The organism is Microvirgula aerodenitrificans DSM 15089 (genome assembly GCF_000620105.1).
In the GTDB taxonomy this organism is placed as follows: domain Bacteria; phylum Pseudomonadota; class Gammaproteobacteria; order Burkholderiales; family Aquaspirillaceae; genus Microvirgula; species Microvirgula aerodenitrificans.
On sequence record NZ_JHVK01000001.1, the window covers coordinates 353,694 to 372,690 of the forward strand.

General features: G+C 64.5%; 17 protein-coding genes. 12 read left to right on the forward strand and 5 right to left on the reverse strand.

The features are described from left to right. Window position 1 precedes the first annotated feature (1 nt). The 6 genes from Q352_RS19465 (at window position 2) to Q352_RS0101685 (ending at window position 4,939) form a co-directional block, all read left to right on the forward strand. On the forward strand, window positions 2–667 hold the full coding sequence (locus tag Q352_RS19465; protein ID WP_244879550.1) for a DODA-type extradiol aromatic ring-opening family dioxygenase: 666 nt from the start codon (window positions 2–4) through the stop codon (window positions 665–667). 11 nt (window positions 668–678) lie between these two features. Continuing rightward, window positions 679–1,380, forward strand: a complete 702-nt coding sequence (locus Q352_RS0101665; RefSeq protein WP_028497824.1) for an alpha/beta hydrolase — start codon at window positions 679–681, stop codon at window positions 1,378–1,380. Window positions 1,381–1,403: 23 nt separating this feature from the next. Continuing rightward, on the forward strand, window positions 1,404–1,811 hold the full coding sequence (locus Q352_RS0101670) for a DoxX family protein (protein WP_028497825.1): 408 nt from the start codon (window positions 1,404–1,406) through the stop codon (window positions 1,809–1,811). Window positions 1,812–1,934: 123 nt separating this feature from the next. Further along, the gene (locus Q352_RS0101675; RefSeq protein ID WP_028497826.1) at window positions 1,935–3,179 is read left to right on the forward strand and encodes a DEAD/DEAH box helicase; all 1,245 of its coding nucleotides are present in this window, start codon (window positions 1,935–1,937) and stop codon (window positions 3,177–3,179) included. An 86-nt stretch (window positions 3,180–3,265) separates the two neighbouring features. Beyond that, on the forward strand, window positions 3,266–4,522 hold the full coding sequence (locus Q352_RS0101680) for an MFS transporter (RefSeq protein ID WP_028497827.1): 1,257 nt from the start codon (window positions 3,266–3,268) through the stop codon (window positions 4,520–4,522). A gap of 33 nt (window positions 4,523–4,555) precedes the next feature. After that, window positions 4,556–4,939 carry a VOC family protein gene (locus Q352_RS0101685; protein ID WP_028497828.1) on the forward strand — a complete coding sequence of 128 codons (384 nt, stop codon included), beginning with the start codon at window positions 4,556–4,558 and terminating at the stop codon, window positions 4,937–4,939. A gap of 9 nt (window positions 4,940–4,948) precedes the next feature. On the opposite strand, the gene Q352_RS0101690 is transcribed toward Q352_RS0101685, so the two are convergent. After that, window positions 4,949–5,827: a LysR family transcriptional regulator gene (locus Q352_RS0101690; protein ID WP_028497829.1), complete on the reverse strand. Its 879-nt coding sequence runs from the start codon at window positions 5,825–5,827 to the stop codon at window positions 4,949–4,951. Between the two features lie 98 nt (window positions 5,828–5,925). Here Q352_RS0101690 and Q352_RS19470 point away from each other — a divergent pair, with 98 nt between their 5' ends. Next, entirely contained in the window at window positions 5,926–6,693 is a 768-nt protein-coding gene (locus tag Q352_RS19470) for an alpha/beta fold hydrolase (protein ID WP_051528609.1), read from the forward strand. A 230-nt stretch (window positions 6,694–6,923) separates the two neighbouring features. On the opposite strand, the gene Q352_RS0101700 is transcribed toward Q352_RS19470, so the two are convergent. Both Q352_RS0101700 and Q352_RS0101705 read right to left on the reverse strand, forming a co-directional pair. Continuing rightward, window positions 6,924–7,577, reverse strand: coding sequence for a DJ-1/PfpI family protein (locus Q352_RS0101700; RefSeq protein WP_051528610.1), 654 nt, complete (start codon window positions 7,575–7,577; stop codon window positions 6,924–6,926). A gap of 101 nt (window positions 7,578–7,678) precedes the next feature. Next, a complete protein-coding gene (locus Q352_RS0101705; RefSeq protein WP_028497831.1) occupies window positions 7,679–8,302 on the reverse strand; it encodes a glutathione S-transferase family protein in 624 nt (207 codons plus the stop codon). A 126-nt stretch (window positions 8,303–8,428) separates the two neighbouring features. Here Q352_RS0101705 and Q352_RS0101710 point away from each other — a divergent pair, with 126 nt between their 5' ends. After that, complete coding sequence (locus tag Q352_RS0101710) at window positions 8,429–9,304, forward strand: LysR substrate-binding domain-containing protein (protein ID WP_028497832.1); 876 nt, start codon at window positions 8,429–8,431, stop codon at window positions 9,302–9,304. A gap of 128 nt (window positions 9,305–9,432) precedes the next feature. Here Q352_RS0101710 and Q352_RS0101715 read toward each other — a convergent pair whose 3' ends face one another. After that, window positions 9,433–11,046 carry an ABC-F family ATP-binding cassette domain-containing protein gene (locus tag Q352_RS0101715; protein WP_028497833.1) on the reverse strand — a complete coding sequence of 538 codons (1,614 nt, stop codon included), beginning with the start codon at window positions 11,044–11,046 and terminating at the stop codon, window positions 9,433–9,435. Between the two features lie 207 nt (window positions 11,047–11,253). Further along, the gene (locus Q352_RS19475; protein WP_211249583.1) at window positions 11,254–11,754 is read right to left on the reverse strand and encodes a helix-turn-helix domain-containing protein; all 501 of its coding nucleotides are present in this window, start codon (window positions 11,752–11,754) and stop codon (window positions 11,254–11,256) included. On the opposite strand from Q352_RS19475, the gene Q352_RS0101725 reads away from it, so the two are divergent. From Q352_RS0101725 to Q352_RS0101740, 4 genes are all read left to right on the forward strand, one after another. Beyond that, window positions 11,753–12,244 carry a DUF2938 domain-containing protein gene (locus tag Q352_RS0101725; RefSeq protein WP_028497834.1) on the forward strand — a complete coding sequence of 164 codons (492 nt, stop codon included), beginning with the start codon at window positions 11,753–11,755 and terminating at the stop codon, window positions 12,242–12,244. The genes Q352_RS19475 and Q352_RS0101725 overlap by 2 nt on opposite strands. Before the next feature lie 115 nt (window positions 12,245–12,359). Then, the gene (locus Q352_RS0101730; RefSeq protein ID WP_199489737.1) at window positions 12,360–12,746 is read left to right on the forward strand and encodes a helix-turn-helix transcriptional regulator; all 387 of its coding nucleotides are present in this window, start codon (window positions 12,360–12,362) and stop codon (window positions 12,744–12,746) included. Further along, window positions 12,739–14,019 carry a type II toxin-antitoxin system HipA family toxin gene (locus Q352_RS0101735; protein ID WP_028497836.1) on the forward strand — a complete coding sequence of 427 codons (1,281 nt, stop codon included), beginning with the start codon at window positions 12,739–12,741 and terminating at the stop codon, window positions 14,017–14,019. The genes Q352_RS0101730 and Q352_RS0101735 overlap by 8 nt, the downstream gene beginning before the upstream one ends. A gap of 761 nt (window positions 14,020–14,780) precedes the next feature. After that, window positions 14,781–18,758: an nSTAND3 domain-containing NTPase gene (locus Q352_RS0101740; protein ID WP_036384730.1), complete on the forward strand. Its 3,978-nt coding sequence runs from the start codon at window positions 14,781–14,783 to the stop codon at window positions 18,756–18,758. Window positions 18,759–18,997: the final 239 nt, after the last annotated feature.

An 18,997-nucleotide genomic window follows, 5' to 3' on the forward strand; every position in this document is an offset into this window, starting at 1 on the left:
GATGAGCGCCGGCGGCGTGCGGGTCGGCCATGCGGCCGAGCCGGAAACCCTTCACGACTTTGGCGGCTTTCCTCATGCGCTGTATGCGCTGCGCTATCCGGCCCCCGGGCACCCGGCGCTGGCCGCGCGGACGCTGACACTGCTGCGCCAGGCGGGCATTCCCGCCGAAGCCGACCCGGTGCGCGGCCTCGATCACGGTGCCTGGGTGCCGCTGATGCATCTGCTGCCGCAGGCCACCGTGCCGGTGTTCCAGGTGTCGCTGCCGCATCCGCTCGATCCGGCCGGCGCACTGCGGCTGGGGCAAGTGCTGGCGCCGCTGCGGGACGAGGGCGTGTTGATCGTCGCCTCCGGCGGCATGACCCACAACCTGTTCGAGTTTCGCCGTCACGGTGACGATGCCGGCTATGTCGGGGACTTCACCCGCTGGGTCCGCACCGCGGTGCTGGCCGGGGATGTACCGGGCCTGCTCGACTATCGCCGGCTGGCACCGCAGGCCGCGCGCGCCCATCCGAGCGAAGAACATTTTCTGCCACTGCTGGTGGCGCTGGGGGCCGGCGGCAGCGACGCCCCGGTCACGGTGATCGACGGCGGCATTACCGATGGCGTGCTGTCGATGGAATCGTACCTGATCGGCCATGGTGCCGAACCCGCCATTCCCCAGCTGTAAAGGAGATCCACATGAATATCCGCCCTGACAGCGGCTTCGGTCCGCTGCAACAAGACCCCGGATCGGGGCTGCATTACCGGCTGCGCGAGCAGGGCAGGCCGGGTCCGGTGTCGGCGCGGCTGTTGCTGCTGCACGGCGTCGGCGGCAATGAAACCAATCTGGCCATGCTGGCCGCCGCCATCGATCCGCGCGTGCAGGTCGTGCTGGTGCGGGCGCCGCTGGCGCTCGGTCCGGAGCAGTTCGCCTGGTTCCAGGTCCGCTTCGGCGCTGGTGGCCCGGTCATCGATCCGGTGCAGGCCGAGCGCAGCCGCCAGCAATTGCTGACGCTGGTGCGCGGGCTGCAAACGCAGGACGGCGGGACGCCGGCCCGTACCGTGGTTGCCGGTTTCAGCCAGGGCGGCATTCTCAGCGCCAGCGTCGGTCTGAGCGCGCCGCTCGACGTCGCCGGCTTTGCCGTGCTCAGCGGACGCATCCTGCCCGAGCTCGAACCGTACCTTGCGCCGCGCACCGAACTGGCCGGCAGCAACGGCTTTATTGCCCATGGGCGCTTCGACGACAAATTGCCGGTCGCCTGGGCCGAACGGGCCGACCAGTGGCTCGACGCGCTCGGCGTGCCGCATCGCACGCAGCTGTACCCGATTGGCCACGAACTGAGCCTGACCGTGGTCGACGACTTCAAACACTGGCTCGCCGAGCCGCTTTCCCTGATCTGACCCCTTACCCCGGAGATACCGTCATGACCGATTCCCGCACCACCCCGTATGCCGCCCTGCTGCTTCGCCTGGCACTGGGCATCATGTTTCTCGCCCACGGCCTGACCAAGCTGCTGGTGTTCACCCCGGCCGGCACCGCCGGTTTCTTCGCCTCGGTCGGCTTCCCCGGCTGGCTGGCCTATCCGGTGATCGCCTTCGAGATCGGCGCCGGCGTGCTGCTGGTCCTCGGCGTATTCACGCGCTGGGTCGCCCTGCTGGCCGTGGTGCAGCTGTTTGCCGCCTCGACCGTCCACTTCGGCAACGGCTGGAGCTTTGCCAACCCGAACGGTGGCTGGGAATACCCGATCTTCCTGACTGTGGCCGCCGCAGCGCTGGCACTGATCGGTGATGGTGCGCATGCGCTGAAGCCGTCGAAAGCCCGGTCGGCCTGAGCCACCGCCGGTCACCGGTCTTGGACTTGGTGACGCGAGCCCTTAAACTGGCGCCTTTCCGGGGTTCTGCCCCCGGGATGGCGCCAGTTTTCGTGCGCTTTCCCGTCATTTCAAGGCTTCTTCATGTCATTTTCTGCCCTGGGACTGTGTCCCGCCCTGCTGAGCGCCGTCGACGAACAGGGTTATGTCACCCCGACCGCGATCCAGGTCGAGGCCATCCCGGCCATCCTGCGCGGCAATGACGTGCTGGCCTCGGCGCCGACAGGTTCCGGCAAGACGGCGGCGTTCGCGCTGCCGCTGCTGCAATACTGGCTGGAAGGGCGCCGCGACCAGCGTCCGCGTCCGGTCAGCGCCCTGATTCTGGTGCCGACGCGCGAACTGGCGACGCAGGTCGGCGACACGCTGCAGGCGCTGGCGCAGACTCTGCCGGCGGCGGTAAAGGTCGCCGCACTGTTCGGCGGCGTGTCGATCAATCCGCAGATGCAGGCGTTGCGCGGCGGCGCCGATTTCGTGGTGGCCACGCCAGGGCGGCTGCTGGACCTGATCGACCACAATGCCATCGATATCGGCGGGACGACAACGCTGGTGCTGGACGAGGCCGACCGCCTGCTCGACATGGGATTTGCCGATGAAATCGGCCGCCTTCTCGACCTGCTGCCGGTCCGGCGGCAGAACCTGTTCTTCTCGGCGACCTTCCCGCATGCGGTCCGGACGCTGGCCGGACAGTTGCTGTACGACCCGCTGCGCATTGACGTGCCGGCCACGGCCACCGACGAGCCGGCCATCCGCCAGCGGGCGATCGAGGTCGATGCCGGCCGTCGCACTCTGCTGCTGCGTCATCTGCTGCGCGAAAACGGCTGGGAGCGGGTGCTGGTGTTCGTCGCCAGCAAGCTGGCCGCCGACCGGGTCGCCACCAAGCTGTACCGGGCCGGCATCGACGCCGCGCCGTTCCACGGCGAATGCAGCCAGGGCATGCGCAGCCAGGTGCTGGCCGACTTCAAGGCCTCGCGCCTGCAGGTGCTGGTCGCCACCGATGTGGCGGCACGCGGCATCGACATTTCACAACTGCCGGTGGTGCTGAATTACGACCTGCCGCGCTCGCCGGTCGACTACACCCACCGTATCGGCCGCACCGGCCGCGCCGGCGAAACCGGTCTGGCCATCAGCTTTGTCAGCGCGGATACCGACGCGCATTTCCGCCTGATCGAGAAACGCCAGCACTGCCGCGTGCCGCGCGAACGCATTCCCGGTTTCGAGCCGGTAGAGACCGCGACCGCGCCGGCCGATGCGCCGTCCAATGGCGGCATCAAGGGCAAGCGGCCGAGCAAGAAGGACAAGCTGCGCCAGCTGGCGGCGCGCGGGGAGTAAGCAGGGGGGCTGCCATCTGTAAAACAGATGAAATACTACTATTTCATATATTGGACGAATGAAAATCGCCGGTCGATACTCGCGGCATGAGTACCGACACCGCCGTCCTCCTTCCTCCCGCCTGTTCCGATCCGGCATTGTCACCGGCCGCCGCGCCGGCGAGCTGGGCCGAAGCGGGCACCAGCGCCTATCGGCGCATCAGTCTGGCGCTGTTTCTGGCCGGCTTTGCCACCTTCTCGCTGCTGTACTGCGTGCAGCCGTTGCTGCCGCTGTTCGCGGCCGATTTTCATATTGGTGCCGCCACCAGTGCGATGGCGCTGTCGCTGTCCACCGGCTGTCTGGCATTTGCCATTCTGGTGGCCGGGGCCCTGTCCGAGAATCTTGGCCGGCGCTCGCTGATGTTCGCATCGATGGCGCTGGCCGCCGGGCTGAACCTGGCGGCATCGATGACGCCGGACTGGCACGGGCTGCTGGTCGCCCGCGCGCTGGAAGGACTGGTGCTGGGCGGGGTGCCGGCGGTGGCGATGGCCTATCTGGCCGAGGAAATCCACCCGGCCGGCCTCGGACGGGCCATGGGGCTGTATGTCGGCGGTACGGCTTTTGGCGGCATGATCGGTCGTGTCGGCATGAGCATGCTGACCGACCTGTATTCATGGCGCACCGCGCTGGCCGTGGTCAGCGTGGTGGACCTGCTGGCCGCGATTGGCTTCCTGCTGCTGTTGCCGCCGTCACGGCACTTCGTGCGTCGCCGCCAGTTCCGGCTGGCCGGGCATTTCTGCACCTGGGGCCAGCAGCTCCGCCATCGCGGGCTGCCGTGGCTGTTCGCCATCGGCTTTCTGGTGATGGGGATGTTCGTCACCGTCTACAACTATGCCGGCTTCCGGCTGATGCAGGCGCCGTTCAACCTGAGCCAGACCGCGATCGGGCTGATTTTCAGCGCCTATCTGTTCGGTATCGTCGCCTCGTCCACCGCCGGCATCCATGCCGACCGCCATGGCCGGGCGCCGGTACTGCTGACCGGCATTGCGCTGGCGGCGCTCGGTGTGCTGCTGACGCTGTCGGCATCGGTGGTGCTGGTCATTGGCGGCGTGGTGCTGCTGACCATCGGCTTCTTCGTTGCCCACTCGGTGGCCAGCAGCTGGGTCGGCCGGCTTGGCGGGCAGTCCAAGGGGCATGCGGCATCACTGTATCTGCTGGCCTATTATCTTGGCTCCAGCGTGCTCGGCGCCTCGGGCGGCTGGTTCTGGGAGCATGCCGGCTGGCCGGCGGTGGCGGCCTTCGCCCTGCTGTTGCTGGCGCTGGCACTGGTGGCGGCGCTGGTCCTGCGGCGTCGCGGCGAATAAGTACCGGCACTTTCTCATCAGGGATGCGCAATCATGCAGATCAACCGGCTTGACCATCTGGTCCTGACCGTGGCCGATATCGAGCGCAGCTGCCAGTTCTACCGGCAGGTGCTGGGCTTCGAGGTCGTGACCTTCCGCGGCGACCGCAAGGCGCTGGTGTTCGGCCGGCAGAAAATCAATCTGCACCAGACCGGGCGCGAGTTCGAACCGAAGGCGCTGTTGCCGACCGCCGGTTCGGCCGACCTGTGCTTTATTGCCGACACGCCGCTGGAACAGGTGATCGACGAACTGCACGGGCAGGGCATCGCGATCGAGGAAGGCCCGGTCGAGCGGACCGGGGCCTGCGGGCCGATCCGTTCGGTCTACCTGCGCGATCCGGACCAGAATCTGATCGAGATCTCGAACTATTCCGGCTGAGCCGCGCGCTCAGCCGACCGCGTGGCGGATGAAGTTCCGTACCACGCCCGAGCTGTCCGAACGACGACAGGCCAGCGACAGCCTGGCAACGGGTCCGTCGCCGTCGATTTCGCGGTAGACCACGCCAGCCAGCTGCAACTGGCGCATCGAGGCCGGCACGACGGAGACGCCGAGTCCGGCGGCAACCAGGCTGACCACCGAGCTGATCTGCGGCGCGACCTGACCGAGTGTCGGCTCGAAGCCGGCATCGCGGCAGGCGGCGATCACGGTATCGAACAGGGTCGGCCCGACCGGGCGCGGGGTGAGGATAAACGCCTCGTCGCGCAGCGCCTCCAGTCGCAACCGCGACGAGGCGGCGGCCGGATGATGCTCGGGCAGCACGGCGATCATCGGCGCGGCCGACACCTGGCGCAGTTGCAGCGCTTCGCTCTCGGCCGAGGTCGCGCGCAGGAACACCGCATCGAGCTCGCCGGCACTGAGACCGGCGACCAGCCGGGTCGTGTTCGCTTCTTCCAGTGTCAGTTCCACCTCGGGATAGTCACCGCGAAACGAACGGATCGCGGCCTGCACCACCGGATCGAAGGCGGCCGTGCCGGTAAAACCGACGCGCAGCACGCCGGTTTCGCCACGGGCGGCCCGCCGTGCGGCATGGATGGCGCGCGCCGCCTGGGCCGGGAAGCCCTGCACGATATCGTGGAATGCGCGGCCGGCATCGGTCAGCTCGGCACCATGCGGCACGCGATGGAACAGGGCGGTGCCCACTTCCGCCTCCAGATCGCGGATCTGCTGGCTGAGCGGCGGCTGGCCGATGCCGATCCGGGTGGCGGCGCGGGTGAAGTTCCGCTCGTCGGCCACGGCCAGGAAATAACGGATATGCCGCAGTTCCATCTGGTATCTCCAAAATGTATTGAAGTTAACGTTATCATATATTGGACATATTTCGAGTCGGGAACTAAAGTCGGGCCACTTCCAGTCCGAATGCCTGCATGTCTACCGATCCGCACCCCGCTTCCCGTCCGCAACTGATCCTGATCCCCGGCCTGCTGAACGATGCCGGACTGTGGCGCGATCAACTGGCCGGCCTCGCGGCACTGGCCGACTGCCGGGTGGCCGACATTACGCGCGGCGAGTCGATGCAGGCGCTGGCCGACAGCGTCCTTGCCGATGCCGCCCCGACCTTTGCCCTGGCCGGCTTTTCGCTCGGCGGCTATGTGGCACAGGAAATCGCCCGGCGCGCACCGCAGCGCATCGAACGACTGGCCCTGCTCGATACCGCCATCCGGCCCGATACGCCGGCACGCGCCGCACTGCGCCGCTCGCACGAGCAGCTGGTGCGCCTGCAGGGTACCTTCAATGCCTTTGGCGACCGCATGCTCGACACCTATCTGGCGCTGGCGCATCGGCATGACGAAGCGCTGATCGGCCGCATCCGCGCCATGACTTCGCGGCTTGGCAGCGAGGTGTTCCTGCGCCAGAGCGGGCTGGTCCGCGAGGATGGCGCCGCCGTGCTGCAGTCGCTGGACTGCCCGCTGCTGATCGCCTGCGGCGAACAGGATCTGCTGACGCCGCTGGCGGCACACCGGGAGATGGCGGCACTGAATCCGCGTGCGCGACTGGTGGTCATTCCCGACAGCGGTCATCTGGCGCCGATGGAGAATCCGTCTGCGGTGACGCAGGCGCTGGCTGACTGGCTGCAGGAACCGGGCGAGCCATGCCGGCCAGGCGTGTCGCACGCCCGGCAGACACCAGCCTGACCTGGCGCCGGCCAAGCCAGCCAGGCAGCATGAGGACGCCGACCGACAGCGCCAGCAACAGCAGCATGGCAGCCTGATAGCCGGCCAGAAAGCTGTGCCCGATCAGCGCTTCGGCCCTGGCCGGCGAAAGGAACGGGCCGGCCAGCCGGACGGCGCCCATGGCCGGGTCCGCGACCAGCGCCTGTGCCCGGGCCGAGGCCGGGCAGCAGGAGTCCTTGCCCTGATGCCGCTCAGGCGGCGCGCGGCGTCCAGTCGTACTGCATCTGTCTTGCCGTGGCGCTGGCCAGCTCGGTGCCGAGCACGCGGCCGACCAGATGCAGGCTCATGCCGATGCCGGCCGAAATGCCGGCCGACGTGACGATCTGCCCTTCATCGACGAACGGCACGTCCTCCACCACCCGCACATCCGGGAAGGCGGCGCGCAGATCGGGAATGTCCTCCCAGTGGGTCGTGGCCTCCAGACCGTCCAGCAGACCGAGCCGGGCCAGTACGAAGGCACCGGTGCAGACCGAGGTGGTCAGCGTTGCCGCACGGGCGGCCGCGGCAACCCAGTCCAGCGTCGCCGGATCTGCCAGCGGCTGGGTCATCACCCCGCCGGGCACGATCAGCAGGTCGAAGGCCGGCGCATCGGCAAAATCATGATCCGGCTCGACCCGCAGCCCATGCCGCGCCACGACCGTTTCCCGCTGTGCCGCCACGGTGGACACCCGGAACGGCACCGTCGCCAGCGCGCCATTGCGGCGGGCGACGCGGGATGCGACCGAGAACACTTCGAACGGACCGGCAAAATCGAGAATCTCCACATCGGGAAACAACAGGATGCCGACTTCGATCGGACGTCCGCTGGCGACGATGGCGGTCAGCGCTTCAGGCCGTACATGCATTGAATGGATCTCCGCAGACTGGGGTTATGACGCCATGATTTGCCGGTTTGGATGGTGCTGGCAAGAGAAAGCATCAACACCGCTCGCTCCGGAGCACGGTATCAGGCTCCCGTGGCGGGCGCCGGCAGGGTGACGCCCCTTTGCACCGCCGGCCTGGCGGCGATGCGCTGATGCCAGGCGCTCAGGTGAGGGAGGGCGCTGAAATCGAACCGGATAATCTGCGCAATATGGGTCCAGCCGAAATGGGCGATGTCGGCGATCGAGTAGTCATCGCCGGCAAAATACGGCCGGCTTGCCAGATGCGAATCCAGCACCGAGAAGGCATCGTCGGTCAGGCGGCGGTAGCGTTCGATTGCCGCAGGATGGCGCTCTGCCGCGAACAGCTCGAAGTGAACGCGCTGGCCGACAAGCGGCCCCACGCTGGCTGCATGTACGGTCAGCCATTTGATGGCCTCCCAGCGCGCCTTTTCCTCCGTCGGCAGCAGACGGCCGGTTTTCTCGGCCAGATAGAGCAGAATGGCTGCCGACTCGAACAGGGCAATGCCGCTGCCGTCATCGACCAGCACCGGAATGCGGCCGAAGGGATTGAGGCGCAGAAATTCAGGGCGCCGGTTCTCGCCCTTATCGATATCGACGTGATGCAGCACATAGGGCAGGCCCAGTTCCTCCAGTGCAATGGTGATCTTGAAACCATTGGGGGAACTGTCGGTGTACAGCTGGATCATGGCACGCTCCGGTTGCTTTGGTTTTTGTGACTCATGACAATGAGTCATTGCACGCGCATGGTGGCCTTCCGGCTGTCAAAGCGGAAACGATGCTTTTGCCATCAAGGTTTAGAAAAACTGAATGCCATGACCAAACCCCTGCCACTGCTTGCGTTGCGCGCTTTCGTCGAGGTGGGCCAGCGCGGCAGCATCAAGGCCGCTGCCCTGGCGCTGCATGTCACCTCCGGTGCCGTCAGCCAGCAGATCCGGCTGCTGGAAGAGCGGACCGGCACGACACTGTTTATCCGCGAGCGCCATGGCCTGCGTCTGACCGAGGCCGGCGCCAGTGTCCATCCGGACCTGCTCGAAGCTTTCGGGCAGATGGAACGCGCGGTTGACCGGCTGGTCGAAACCGGCGCCCGGCAGACGCTGACCGTCAGTACCGTCGCCAGCTTTGCCGCATCGTGGCTGGTGCCGCGACTGGGCCGCTTCACCCGGCGTCACCCCGGTATCGAGGTCCGGGTCGAGACCACCTCCGCGCTGGTGGACCTGTGGCGCGACCGGGTCGATGTGGCGCTGCGCCACGGGCTGGGCCATTACCCCGGGCTGCACACCACCCGGCTGATGGCCCCGGTGCTGGTGCCGGTGGCCAGTCCCGAACGGGTTCCGCGCTTGTCCGGTCCGAAGGACTGCCTGGACTATCCGCTGCTGCACGGCAGCGATCGCGCTGACTGGCCGTTGTGGCTGGCCGCGCATGGCGTGGCGGACGATCCGCGTGCCGAGCGCGGATCGAGCTTCGACGACGACTACCTGCTGATCCGCGCGGCCGCCTCCGGGCAGGGGCTGGCGCTGGTTCCCCGGATTCATGCGCAGGAAGAGATTGCCGCCGGGCATCTGGTACAGGTGCTCGACAAACCGTGGCCGGCCCGGTTTGCCTATTACTTCGTGACCCGGCCCGATGCGGCCGAGCTGCCGGCGGTCCGGGCGTTCAGGGAGTGGGTGATGGAGGAAGCGGGGGAGTGACCAAGGGATGGCCCGGCGCACCCCGCCCGGATGAGACGAACGGGCCATCAGTGATCTCCAGCATCAGGAGGGTTTTACGGGGGTGTCAGATGACAACTTTCGAGTGTCGTTTCTGACTGCCGTGTTCCTCACCACGGCTCCAGTCGCCATCCCTGTCCGGTCGCCACCAGGCGATGCGTCAAACCCAGCCTGTCCATGAAGGCATCGTCGTGCGAGACCACGACCAGCGCGCCCTGATAGCTGCGCAACATGGTCTCCAGCGCCTGCAGCGAAGGCAGATCCAGATGGTTGCCGGGTTCATCCAGCAACAGCAACTGCGCTGGCGGGTCGGCATAGAGCACGCATGCCAGCGCCGCTTTCAGGCGCTCGCCACCGCTGAGTGAATCGCTGGGCACGACGATTTTCCGGGCATCCAGCCCGAGCTGGGCCAGGCGCATGCGCAGCGCGCTTTCCGTGGCCGTGCGATTGGCGTCACGCATCTGTTCCAGCACGGAGCGCTGCGGTGCCAGGCTGGCCAGCCGCTGATCCAGATGGATGCCCTTAACCGGCGTTCTGCATGTCCCGGCCAGAGGCTGGAGCTGGCCGGCGAGCACCTTGAGCAAGGTCGACTTGCCGCAGCCGTTGGGCCCGACCAGCCCCACACGCTGCTGTCCGCCCAACGTCAGGCTGACATGGCGCGTGGCTGCCGGCACGAAGGGCAGCACCACCGCTTCGAGCTCGGCGACACGTCGCTGTGAAGACGGGGCGACCGGCAGCGCGTGCAGCACGATGGCCATGTCGTCCTCGACCTGCCGGGCGGCCTCGTGCACGCGCCGGGCCAGTTGTTCACGGGCCGCCGCATGCTGCTGGTGCAGCTTGCCCGCCGAAGTTTCGCTGCGCGCTTTCTGACGGTCGAGCAGAATCCTGGCCTGATTGGCTTCGTGCCCGTGCCGGTTGCCGCACGCCTGCCGCTGCTGCTGGCGCTCGTGCTGCTCGCGCAGGGACTGTTCTTCGCGCTGGCGTTCGTGCTTGCGCTGCTCAAGCTGCCGGACGGCGTTCTGCCGCTCCTGCACCTTGCACTGGGCGTAAAAGGAGTAATTGCCGCCGTAGCTGCGCAGTCCCAGTGAAGACAGCTCCACGATGCGCGCCATCGTCTCCAGCAACTGGCGGTCGTGGCTGACGACCAGCAGTCCGCGCGACCAGCACTGCAGCTGCGCAATCAGCGCCTGGCGGCCCGGCCGGTCGAGGTGGTTGCTGGGCTCGTCCAGAATCAGGAAATCGGCATCCGACAACCAGGCACCGATCAGCGACACGCGCATGGCTTCGCCGCCGCTGAGCGTGCAGGCTGGCGTCGCTGCATCGAGATAGTCCAGACCATGGCGCTCCAGCTCGTGCTGCAGTTGCAGACGCATATCCCAGCGGTCGCCCACGGCATCGAAATCTTCGGGCGCCGTACTGCCCGCCTCGATGCGTTCCAGCGCATCGAGCGTGGCCTGCACACCGGCCAGACCGGCAACGGTCGGGATTGCCGGAAGCGATACCTGCTGTGCCAGGTAATACACGCTGCCAGAGCGCATGCAACGCCCGGTCGTCGGCGGAACCTGTCCGGCCAGCATGCGTGCCAGCACGGTCTTGCCGATGCCATTGCGCCCGACCAGACCGGTGCGGCGCAGATCAAACTGTTCGTTGAGGTCGGTGAAAAGCGTTCTGCCGTCCGGCAGAACATGGGATACGCCTTCCAGCGTGAGACCGGGACTCGTCATGTGTCACTCCAGGGATGCCAGGTACTCCCCCTGCTTGTGGGGGTAGGTGGAGACTGGCCGTCATGAAGACGGCGGCATCAATGGCGCATGACGATAACCCCGGTGAAGTGTGGTTCTTCTGCAATCTTAAGGGTATCGGCGGTCAAGGGCAAAGCCGTGCCGCTCACCCGTTCGAGGCGCTCCGTCGTGCAGGCAGTCAGCCATCCTTCAACCGTGCGGGCAGGTGCGCTGCTGTTTCAGGGCACCGGCAGCCGCAGCCTTGAGCAGGCGCTGAAAGGTCGGACACGCGGCATGACTGGCGGCGGGACATGCGGCCGCATGCCGCAATCCGCGGCTCATGGCCTGAAGCTGCTTGATCGTCGCATCGATCTCATCAGCCCTGGCCACCAGCATCGCCCTGTCGACGCGCGCCTCTCCACTCGGGGAAAGCATGGTGCGTATTTCATCCAGCGAAAGACCACCGGCCTGACCCAGCGCGATCAGGGCCAGCTGATCGAGCACGGACGGTGCAAACTGGCGGCGCACTCCACGCGGGCCGACCGACGAGATCAGCCCCTTTTTCTCATAAAAACGCAGCGTGTGAGCGGGAACCCCCGTTCGCCTGGCGACTTCCGCGATATCCATGCATCGACCCATTGACTTGAAGTTGACTTCAACTTCTATGATCCGTCCATCAATCCGGGCAGTCAATAAAGGGGAGGCGGGCATGGCATTACTGGAAGCGGCAACACGGGTTGTCCTGATGGGCATTGGCGCCACGGTCATCATGGATCTCTGGCTGATGCTCATGAGGGCGCTTGGCGTTCCCACGCTCAACTTCGCCCTGGTCGGGCGCTGGGTGGGACACCTGTGCCATGGCCGGTTTTCACACACCCGCATCGGCCAGGCCCGTCCGGTGCACAGGGAAGCAGCGCTGGGCTGGATCGTGCACTACGCCACCGGCATTGCCTTCGCCGTTCTCCTGGCCTGCATTCAGGGCCTGGCCTGGCTGCAGGCGCCGACCCCGGCGCCCGCCATCATCGTGGGTGCCGCGACCGTGGTTGTGCCGCTGTTCCTGATACAGCCAGCCATGGGGGCGGGATTCGCGTCTTCCAGAACCCCGGCGCCCGGCAGGAACTGCCTGCGCAGCGTGATGACGCACACTGTCTTCGGACTGGGCCTTTACTTGTCGGCAGTCCTGATCGCTTTCGTGTCTTGACCGGCGTGACCGGGAAAGCCGGTACGATCGCGGATCATGGTAAAATTAAATCCAGTATATTGTGGCTAAAGTACTATCATTTAATACAAGACACAAAATACAGGAATTATGATGCTTGATCGGCGCTTTGGCTGATTCTGCAATTTCGGATGCCAACAAGCAGGACTCGACAGGAATGCACGCCATGCTGGATTTAAGCTTCAGCAAGCCGGATGAGGTCGTCAAACGGCTTTGCGAGCGTCTGCGCACGGAGCGTCTGGCGCTGCAGATGACGCAAGCCGACGTGGCCGGTCGCGCCGGCATCGGCGCCAATACCGTGTCCAACCTCGAGGCCGGGCGCAATGTCGGGTTCGAGAACGTGGTCCGCGTGGCAATGGTCCTTGGCCGGGCCCGGGAGCTCGAAGACCTGTTCCTGCCAAAACTGGACAGCCTCGAAGACATTCGGCGCTACGAAAACAGCGCCAGTCGTCACCGTGCCAGGAGGAAGTCCGGCAATGCTTGAGCAAGTAAACGTGTACTACGAGGGCTGGGGTGAGCGATGGCTATGGGGCACGCTGATCTCCACCACCGCCCTGACCGGTCGCCCCCAGATCGTGTTTGAGTACAGCAATGAGGCCAGGCAAAAAGGCCTGGAGCTGTCGTCCTACACCCTGCCGCTGGCGGGGCCCCCGCTGCGCCGGGGTTTCCCGTCCCACCAGTTGGGATTGCCAGGACCCGTCTATGACGCGTTGCCTGACGGCTGGGGCATGTTGTTGATGGACCGTTTGTTCCGGCGCCGTGGTCTTGCCACTGCGCGTATCGGCCCCCTGGAGCGACTGGCATACATTGGCAGCAATGCGATGGGCGCCATATCGTTCGAGCCAGTGGTGCCCGAGGGCCAGGGATCCCGAGTGCATCTCTTGCTCGATCGGCTTGCCGCCGAAGTGCAGGAAGTGCTCCGTGGTGACGGTGGAGAATTCCTGCAGAGACTGCTGCTGGTAGGGGGCTCGCCCCAAGGTGCCAGACCAAAGGCGCTGGTTTATCGCGATCCTCAAACCGGTGCATTTACCACTGCCGTGACGCCGGGCTTCGAAGCCTGGCTGGTCAAGTTCCCGGCCAAAGACGAGCATGCAGAAGTGTGCACTATCGAAATGGTCTATGCCGCGTGTTTGCGCATGTGCGGTATCCAGACCCCGGACACGCAGTATTTCAGTCTGCCCGATGGACTGGCGGCGTTCGCCAGCAAACGCTTTGATCGTCAGGACGGTCAGCGCATTCCCATGCAAAGCCTCGCCGCTTTTACCGGGGGCGACTACAAGAGCCCCGGGGTCCTGGACTACGTCAACTTCTTGCGCGCGACCCAGATGTGCACCAACGACGTGCGAGAGAAGGCATTCGCCTTCGAGCGTGCCGTCTTCAATGTGGCGTTCAACAACCGGGACGACCACCCCAAGAACTTCGCCTACCTTATGTCGCCAACTGGCGAGTGGAAGCTGGCGCCGGCTTACGACGTGACCTTCTGCGAGGGGCCCGGCGGGTATCACCAGATGGACGTGATGGGGGAGGCACTGGAGATTGATCGCACCGCGATGCTCCGACTGGCCGAGGAGGCCGAGGTTTCCGAGGAGACAGCCGGCCGCATCGTTGACCGCATCTGCGACGTGGCCAGCCAGTTTGCCGTCATCGCCGACAAGCAGTATCCGCAGCTCATCACCCACGACACCCTGCACATGATCCAGAGCCGCATCGACCAGAATGTTGATCTGCTGCGTCAGGGGGCTCGGGCGGGGGGCTGAGGTGATTATCGTCTTCGGCACGGTGCCTGCCGGGTGGTGGCAAAGGATTTGCAGGTGCAATCGGCTTGCGGAGGTGGCTGTGGCGGCATGAGCCGACCTCCATCAATAGCGGTCGACCGTAGAAACAAAGAAACCCCTGAAAATTCAGGGGTTTCATCGTTGTTCACGATAGTGGCCAAAGGCTGAAAACTATCGCCGGATCACTCCCACTCAGTTATCAATAATTAGAAAAAATCATTGTAAAACAACATGCTACAAATTTACTTCTATCTGGTGCCATTAAAAATACCATGCTAAGAAGAAGCACATGAGAGTAAGAGCAGCATCGTAACGGACCATCGTGCCTTATGGAGCCCAGTCTCACAATTTCGCCACCGACGGGAACTCGCATGACCCGAATGTCCAGACCAGGCTGGGTGCGGTCGTTCGTCGTTGATGCCTCGAGCGGCGGCTCTGACCGGCACCAGTCATTGATCTCGACGGCGCCGACCAGTCGTTATGCACGCATCACCGATCATTCAGGGGCGGATGACAGGTTGGCGATACGTGGACGGCTGCACTCGGCGGAGCTGACTTGCTCAGTTCGATGCACTGCGGACGCCCGCGGCTAGGAAAACTGGCCGTCGGTCAAGCCAGGTACTGTTGACGTACCGAAATCTCTTCTAATCTGTCGACCGCTAGCAGTTTTCAGGGATTTGGCTGGCCCCTGACGTTTAGGGCGCTGGTGAGAACGACAGTTGATTCATAGGTGAGGATAAGACGTGAGCAACAAGAATGCCAAAGCGCCGAGAACGACGAAGGCCGGCTCCGGCAGTCATTCGATGACCGGCTATGAGTATCAGATCGACGTCTCCGTCTGGTTGGCGCTCGACCTGGTGCTTTCTAGTGAGTTCGCCAAGGAGGTGGTCCTTGAGCCGGCCACTGAGGAGGATATCGAAGCAGATCTTGCCGAAGACGAGCCTGGGCGTGTGGTGACGACCGCTAAGGTCGAACAGTACCGACTGATTGTTCAGGCAAAGCTCCGCAGCGGCGACGCTTGGTCTGTCGCAGGGGTGAAAGGGCTGCTCGAGCACGGAACAAGCCGTCCTTCCGCTGCGAGCCGGTTGGCAGATCCCCGGAATCGATACCTACTGGTTACCTCCGCCGCTGTGAATGGAGGGGCCCGGGGCTTGCAGGTTCGCAGCGCGGGGCTTTGGCCAAAGGCCGCCGATATGGCCGTCTCCATTCAGAATGCGATCCCCGCGGGTTCAGCGGGGCGGGTGGCGATCGTCGGGAACCAGGATTTCGAGCGGCTCGAGCGGGACATCAAGGCCTTGCTCTCGGAGAAGCTACGCGTGCCGAACGCGAAATTGGAAGAGTGCCGGCGAAAGCTGCGGGACGAAGCCCGGGCCCGCATGGGTGGGGCCGGTGGCGGCCGCTGGACGCGCGCGGAGCTCGAGCAAATCATCCGCGCTCACGACGGCTACATCGCCAGCTCTCCTGAGCTCGAGCACTACATAAAGCCAATCAACTGGGGAGAGATCAAGGCGGCAATGCTCGAGCGCAATGCGGCATTGATCACTGGCCAGTCGGGCACCGGAAAAACGATGGCCACGCTGAAGCTCTACGACGAGCTTCGCAAGGAAATTCCGGGGCTCACACGGGTTCCCATCAAATTCGGACCCGAACAAATACGGGACGACAGGACGCCACAGCCGGTTTTGTATGACATCGAGGACCCGTGGGGGCGCTACGACTTCGATCCAAGAAGTCGCCCTTGGAACGATCAGCTCGCCCAGCACTTCGCGCATGCCCGGCCCGATCGGCTGGTCGTTGCGACCTCGCGTTTGGACGTCGCCAGAAGCTCCGGCGCGCTACACACGGTCAAGCGTTGGGAAGTGAGCCTTGAGGCTGAGCATTACGGCGTGCGCGAGCGTCAACACCTCTACCGTACCCGCATCGGCAATTTGCCCCGCAACGTCCAAACGCTGGCTAAGGAAAACGAGGCGGTCGTGCTGGCTGAGCTTGCAACGCCGCTCGAAATTCAGAAATTCTTCGACGTGATGGCCACGCCTGCGGACAGGAAAAAGCGCTCAGACTCCCAGTTCATAAGCGACGCTATTCAGCGCGCCCATCAGGACTCCATTGAACGTACGGTGGTGGACCAGATTGAGGAGCGCAACGATGTACGCGCCGCGGCGGTGCTGTGGGGGCTGCTGAAGGCCAATGACAAGGTGGCGTTACAGCTGTTGCGCCAGGTCGACGGTGTACTTGCCGACGCGCACGAAGCCTTTGAGAAGGGGACGATGCTGCTGGTCAACTTCTTCGTAGCTGCGCGGAACCTGCGCCAGTCCGACGGCACGGTGTCCTACTACCATCCGCGGGTTGAGGCCGGGATTGAACAGGCGCTGAAGCGGGCCGAAAATGTTACGGTCAAGTCGTTGCGGCTTCTCGTTGAGACGCTCTCTTCCTCAAATGGGCCAGACGAATCGTGGGGCATTGCCGCCTCCGCCAGGTTGCTCTACGCGCTGGATAGGACGCCAGAACTGCGGCCAAAGCCCTCGGCTGAGGTTCAGGCAAAGATTGACGCGTGGTTGGTCGGCGCGGTCTGCGAGGGTGGCAAGGAGTTCGAGCGAAACCTCCGGCTTGCTGAGTCCGTCGGATCCAGTGCCTGCAATGTCGCGGAGGTGGCACGCTTCCTCCTGCACCGGGCTGACCTGAGTTTCGGGTGGCTCATTGTTTGGGGAGAACCCACCCACCCTGAGGCCTGGTATGAACGCATGCGGGTAGACGCATCGGTCAGGATGGTGGTTGAGACGTTCATCCGTGACGTGCTGCCCCATAGCCGTGATGACTTCAGCGCTGACTTCGTGGCGGCCATCGAGCGCCTGGTTCCGAGTTTGACACCCGCGTTCCTTGATGCAGCCTCTACGGCGGTGTACTTTGGGTACATCAGCTCGGAGGACGCCATTTCGACGGGCGCGCTGAGGGATCTTCAAGGCTTTGAGGCAATCGTCGACCTGGCAGTGGCAGAGCTCACCCCGAGCGAGGAAAAGCTACGGCGGGCGGCGGAGTTTTCGCTCGGTCTTAAGAACGAGGAGTTCAGCGAGGACTACGCCCAGCATTGCTCTGAGGATGACAGCGGCTGGACCGCCGGCGAGTTTCTTTCTAGCTACATCGACAAGGTGCGTGCAACGTCCGGGTATCAGCTACTGCTTGAGCACCGCCACCGCGATCGACTGCTTCCGCTCTGGCTGAATCGCCTTGGTGGGGACGCGCCGGTGCCGGCCGACGAGCTGAGGGGCGTTTATCAGGTTACGCGCCACAGAGCCGGCGAGGCCACACTTTGGTTCGTCTTGACCAAGCATTGGCTGCCGGAGGTCAAACAGGATCTTGTGGATCTGGTGTTGGCAGGCCATAAAGACCCCGGTGTTCGGATCAGCGCACTGACTTGCTTGGTTGAAAACGCGGCCGATCGCTTTTCTGGCGTGATTGCCCAGCTCGTCCGGGAGGGCAAAGAGGCCCGATTGGTCGAGATTGCGGTGGAACTTGGCGACCTGCGCGACCGGCGCGATGTCTTCGAGAAGCATCACAAGGAGAGCGCAACGCCCTGGACTGCTCCATCGCTCTTGAGCCCGTTCGACGAAGTCAGCGAGGCTGCCTATGTGTTAGAGAAGAAGCAGGTACCTGTTCTCTCCACCGAAGCGCAGTCTTTGGTCGGTCGAATCAGCTCGTCCAGCGAGGATGTGCGAGTTTTTCGAATGAAGCTAGATGCGTACGTTCCCGTTGGCTCTGCGGAAGACGCCCGGTGGCTCCTGGCGTATTCTGATGACGAAAAGGCCGCAGAGCTCGCGATTGACTTCGCCATTCGCCACGGCATGACTGAGGATGTTCAGGCTGGCCTAACCCATCGGTTCGCAGATGTCGTCGCGCCGGCATTGACTGCTGTGGCGACGCCACTGCCGGCTCCGCTGCCGCCGTCGATTCTTGCTCTTGCCGAGAACAAGGGCAGCCGCGTTTGTCGAACGCTGGTTGCCCTGCTCGACGCGAAGCCGCATCCGGATCATCACACTACGCTTTTGCGGCTTTCCAAGAACGAGTGGTCCACTCGATCAGCCTACTACGGCGAGGAGGAGAACCTCCCGATTGCGCAGGCCGCTGTTGATGCGCTGGGCAAGCTGGGCGCACTCGACCCAGCGACTGCCGATGAGTTGTACAGCCTGGCCATCGACACCCGCGACTCGGATCTTCGCTACGCCATCTTCGTCTTGCTCGTTAAGCAGGCGGAGGAGCGCTTCCAAGAGGCACTGCTGGACATTGCGCTTAGTCCTGGCGACAAGTGGATTCGGCAGTTGGCAGCACGTGCTTTGGCAGCCGCGCACGAGCACGTCGCGCCGTCGGTCCTGCAGCGCATCACGCCGAAGGTCCTGACGGGCAAGATTCCGCGCGTAGTGTCGAGGCTGCTGCTGTTGCTGGCGCGCGCTGGGGACAAGGATGCAATGCTCAAGGCCGCCGAGATGCTCTCAACCAGTTCGAGCCGGCGCGTGCTGTTGCTCCTCGCTATCTGGGTGCTTCGGGGGCGGGACCAGCAGTTGGCAGAACGCGTTGGACGGATGCTGCCCCCCGGCAGTGTGGGAGTTTCCTGGGCGTTGGCCGGGAGCGAGGGCAAGCTGCGCGATACCGCGCTGGATGACCTGGGCGACCCGGCTTGCGTCGACCAGGTGCTCCAGTTCATGCAGCCCAAGAACAGGGAAAAGTGACAGTGGGACTCAGGGTAAATCGCTCCAGGGGTCAGCAGACACCTTAGAGCTCCACACCGCGGACTGAGAGGGAATGCGACGGTTCGAGCCGGCTATCCGTGGTCACCAGTGCGGCGCTGACGGCCGTGAGCGTCGCCTTCAGTCGATGCACTGCCGACAGGTCGCGTTCGCGCTCGCCCCTGTTTACGATTGTCAGCGACCGCTTGATGGCCGTCAGCGTGAGTTCGTTCCGCGACAGC

Bases quoted from the DNA above. Each gene is read 5' to 3' on its own strand.
- Q352_RS19465 (WP_244879550.1), top strand. From the start codon at position 2: ATGAGCGCCGGCGGCGTGCGGGTCGGCCATGCGGCCGAGCCGGAAACC.
- Q352_RS0101665 (WP_028497824.1), top strand. From the start codon at position 679: ATGAATATCCGCCCTGACAGCGGCTTCGGTCCGCTGCAACAAGACCCC.
- Q352_RS0101670 (WP_028497825.1), top strand. From the start codon at position 1,404: ATGACCGATTCCCGCACCACCCCGTATGCCGCCCTGCTGCTTCGCCTG.
- Q352_RS0101675 (WP_028497826.1), top strand. From the start codon at position 1,935: ATGTCATTTTCTGCCCTGGGACTGTGTCCCGCCCTGCTGAGCGCCGTC.
- Q352_RS0101680 (WP_028497827.1), top strand. From the start codon at position 3,266: ATGAGTACCGACACCGCCGTCCTCCTTCCTCCCGCCTGTTCCGATCCG.
- Q352_RS0101685 (WP_028497828.1), top strand. From the start codon at position 4,556: ATGCAGATCAACCGGCTTGACCATCTGGTCCTGACCGTGGCCGATATC.
- Q352_RS0101690 (WP_028497829.1), bottom strand. From the start codon at position 5,827: ATGGAACTGCGGCATATCCGTTATTTCCTGGCCGTGGCCGACGAGCGG.
- Q352_RS19470 (WP_051528609.1), top strand. From the start codon at position 5,926: ATGTCTACCGATCCGCACCCCGCTTCCCGTCCGCAACTGATCCTGATC.
- Q352_RS0101700 (WP_051528610.1), bottom strand. From the start codon at position 7,577: ATGCATGTACGGCCTGAAGCGCTGACCGCCATCGTCGCCAGCGGACGT.
- Q352_RS0101705 (WP_028497831.1), bottom strand. From the start codon at position 8,302: ATGATCCAGCTGTACACCGACAGTTCCCCCAATGGTTTCAAGATCACC.
- Q352_RS0101710 (WP_028497832.1), top strand. From the start codon at position 8,429: ATGACCAAACCCCTGCCACTGCTTGCGTTGCGCGCTTTCGTCGAGGTG.
- Q352_RS0101715 (WP_028497833.1), bottom strand. From the start codon at position 11,046: ATGACGAGTCCCGGTCTCACGCTGGAAGGCGTATCCCATGTTCTGCCG.
- Q352_RS0101725 (WP_028497834.1), top strand. From the start codon at position 11,753: ATGGCATTACTGGAAGCGGCAACACGGGTTGTCCTGATGGGCATTGGC.
- Q352_RS19475 (WP_211249583.1), bottom strand. From the start codon at position 11,754: ATGCCCGCCTCCCCTTTATTGACTGCCCGGATTGATGGACGGATCATA.
- Q352_RS0101735 (WP_028497836.1), top strand. From the start codon at position 12,739: ATGCTTGAGCAAGTAAACGTGTACTACGAGGGCTGGGGTGAGCGATGG.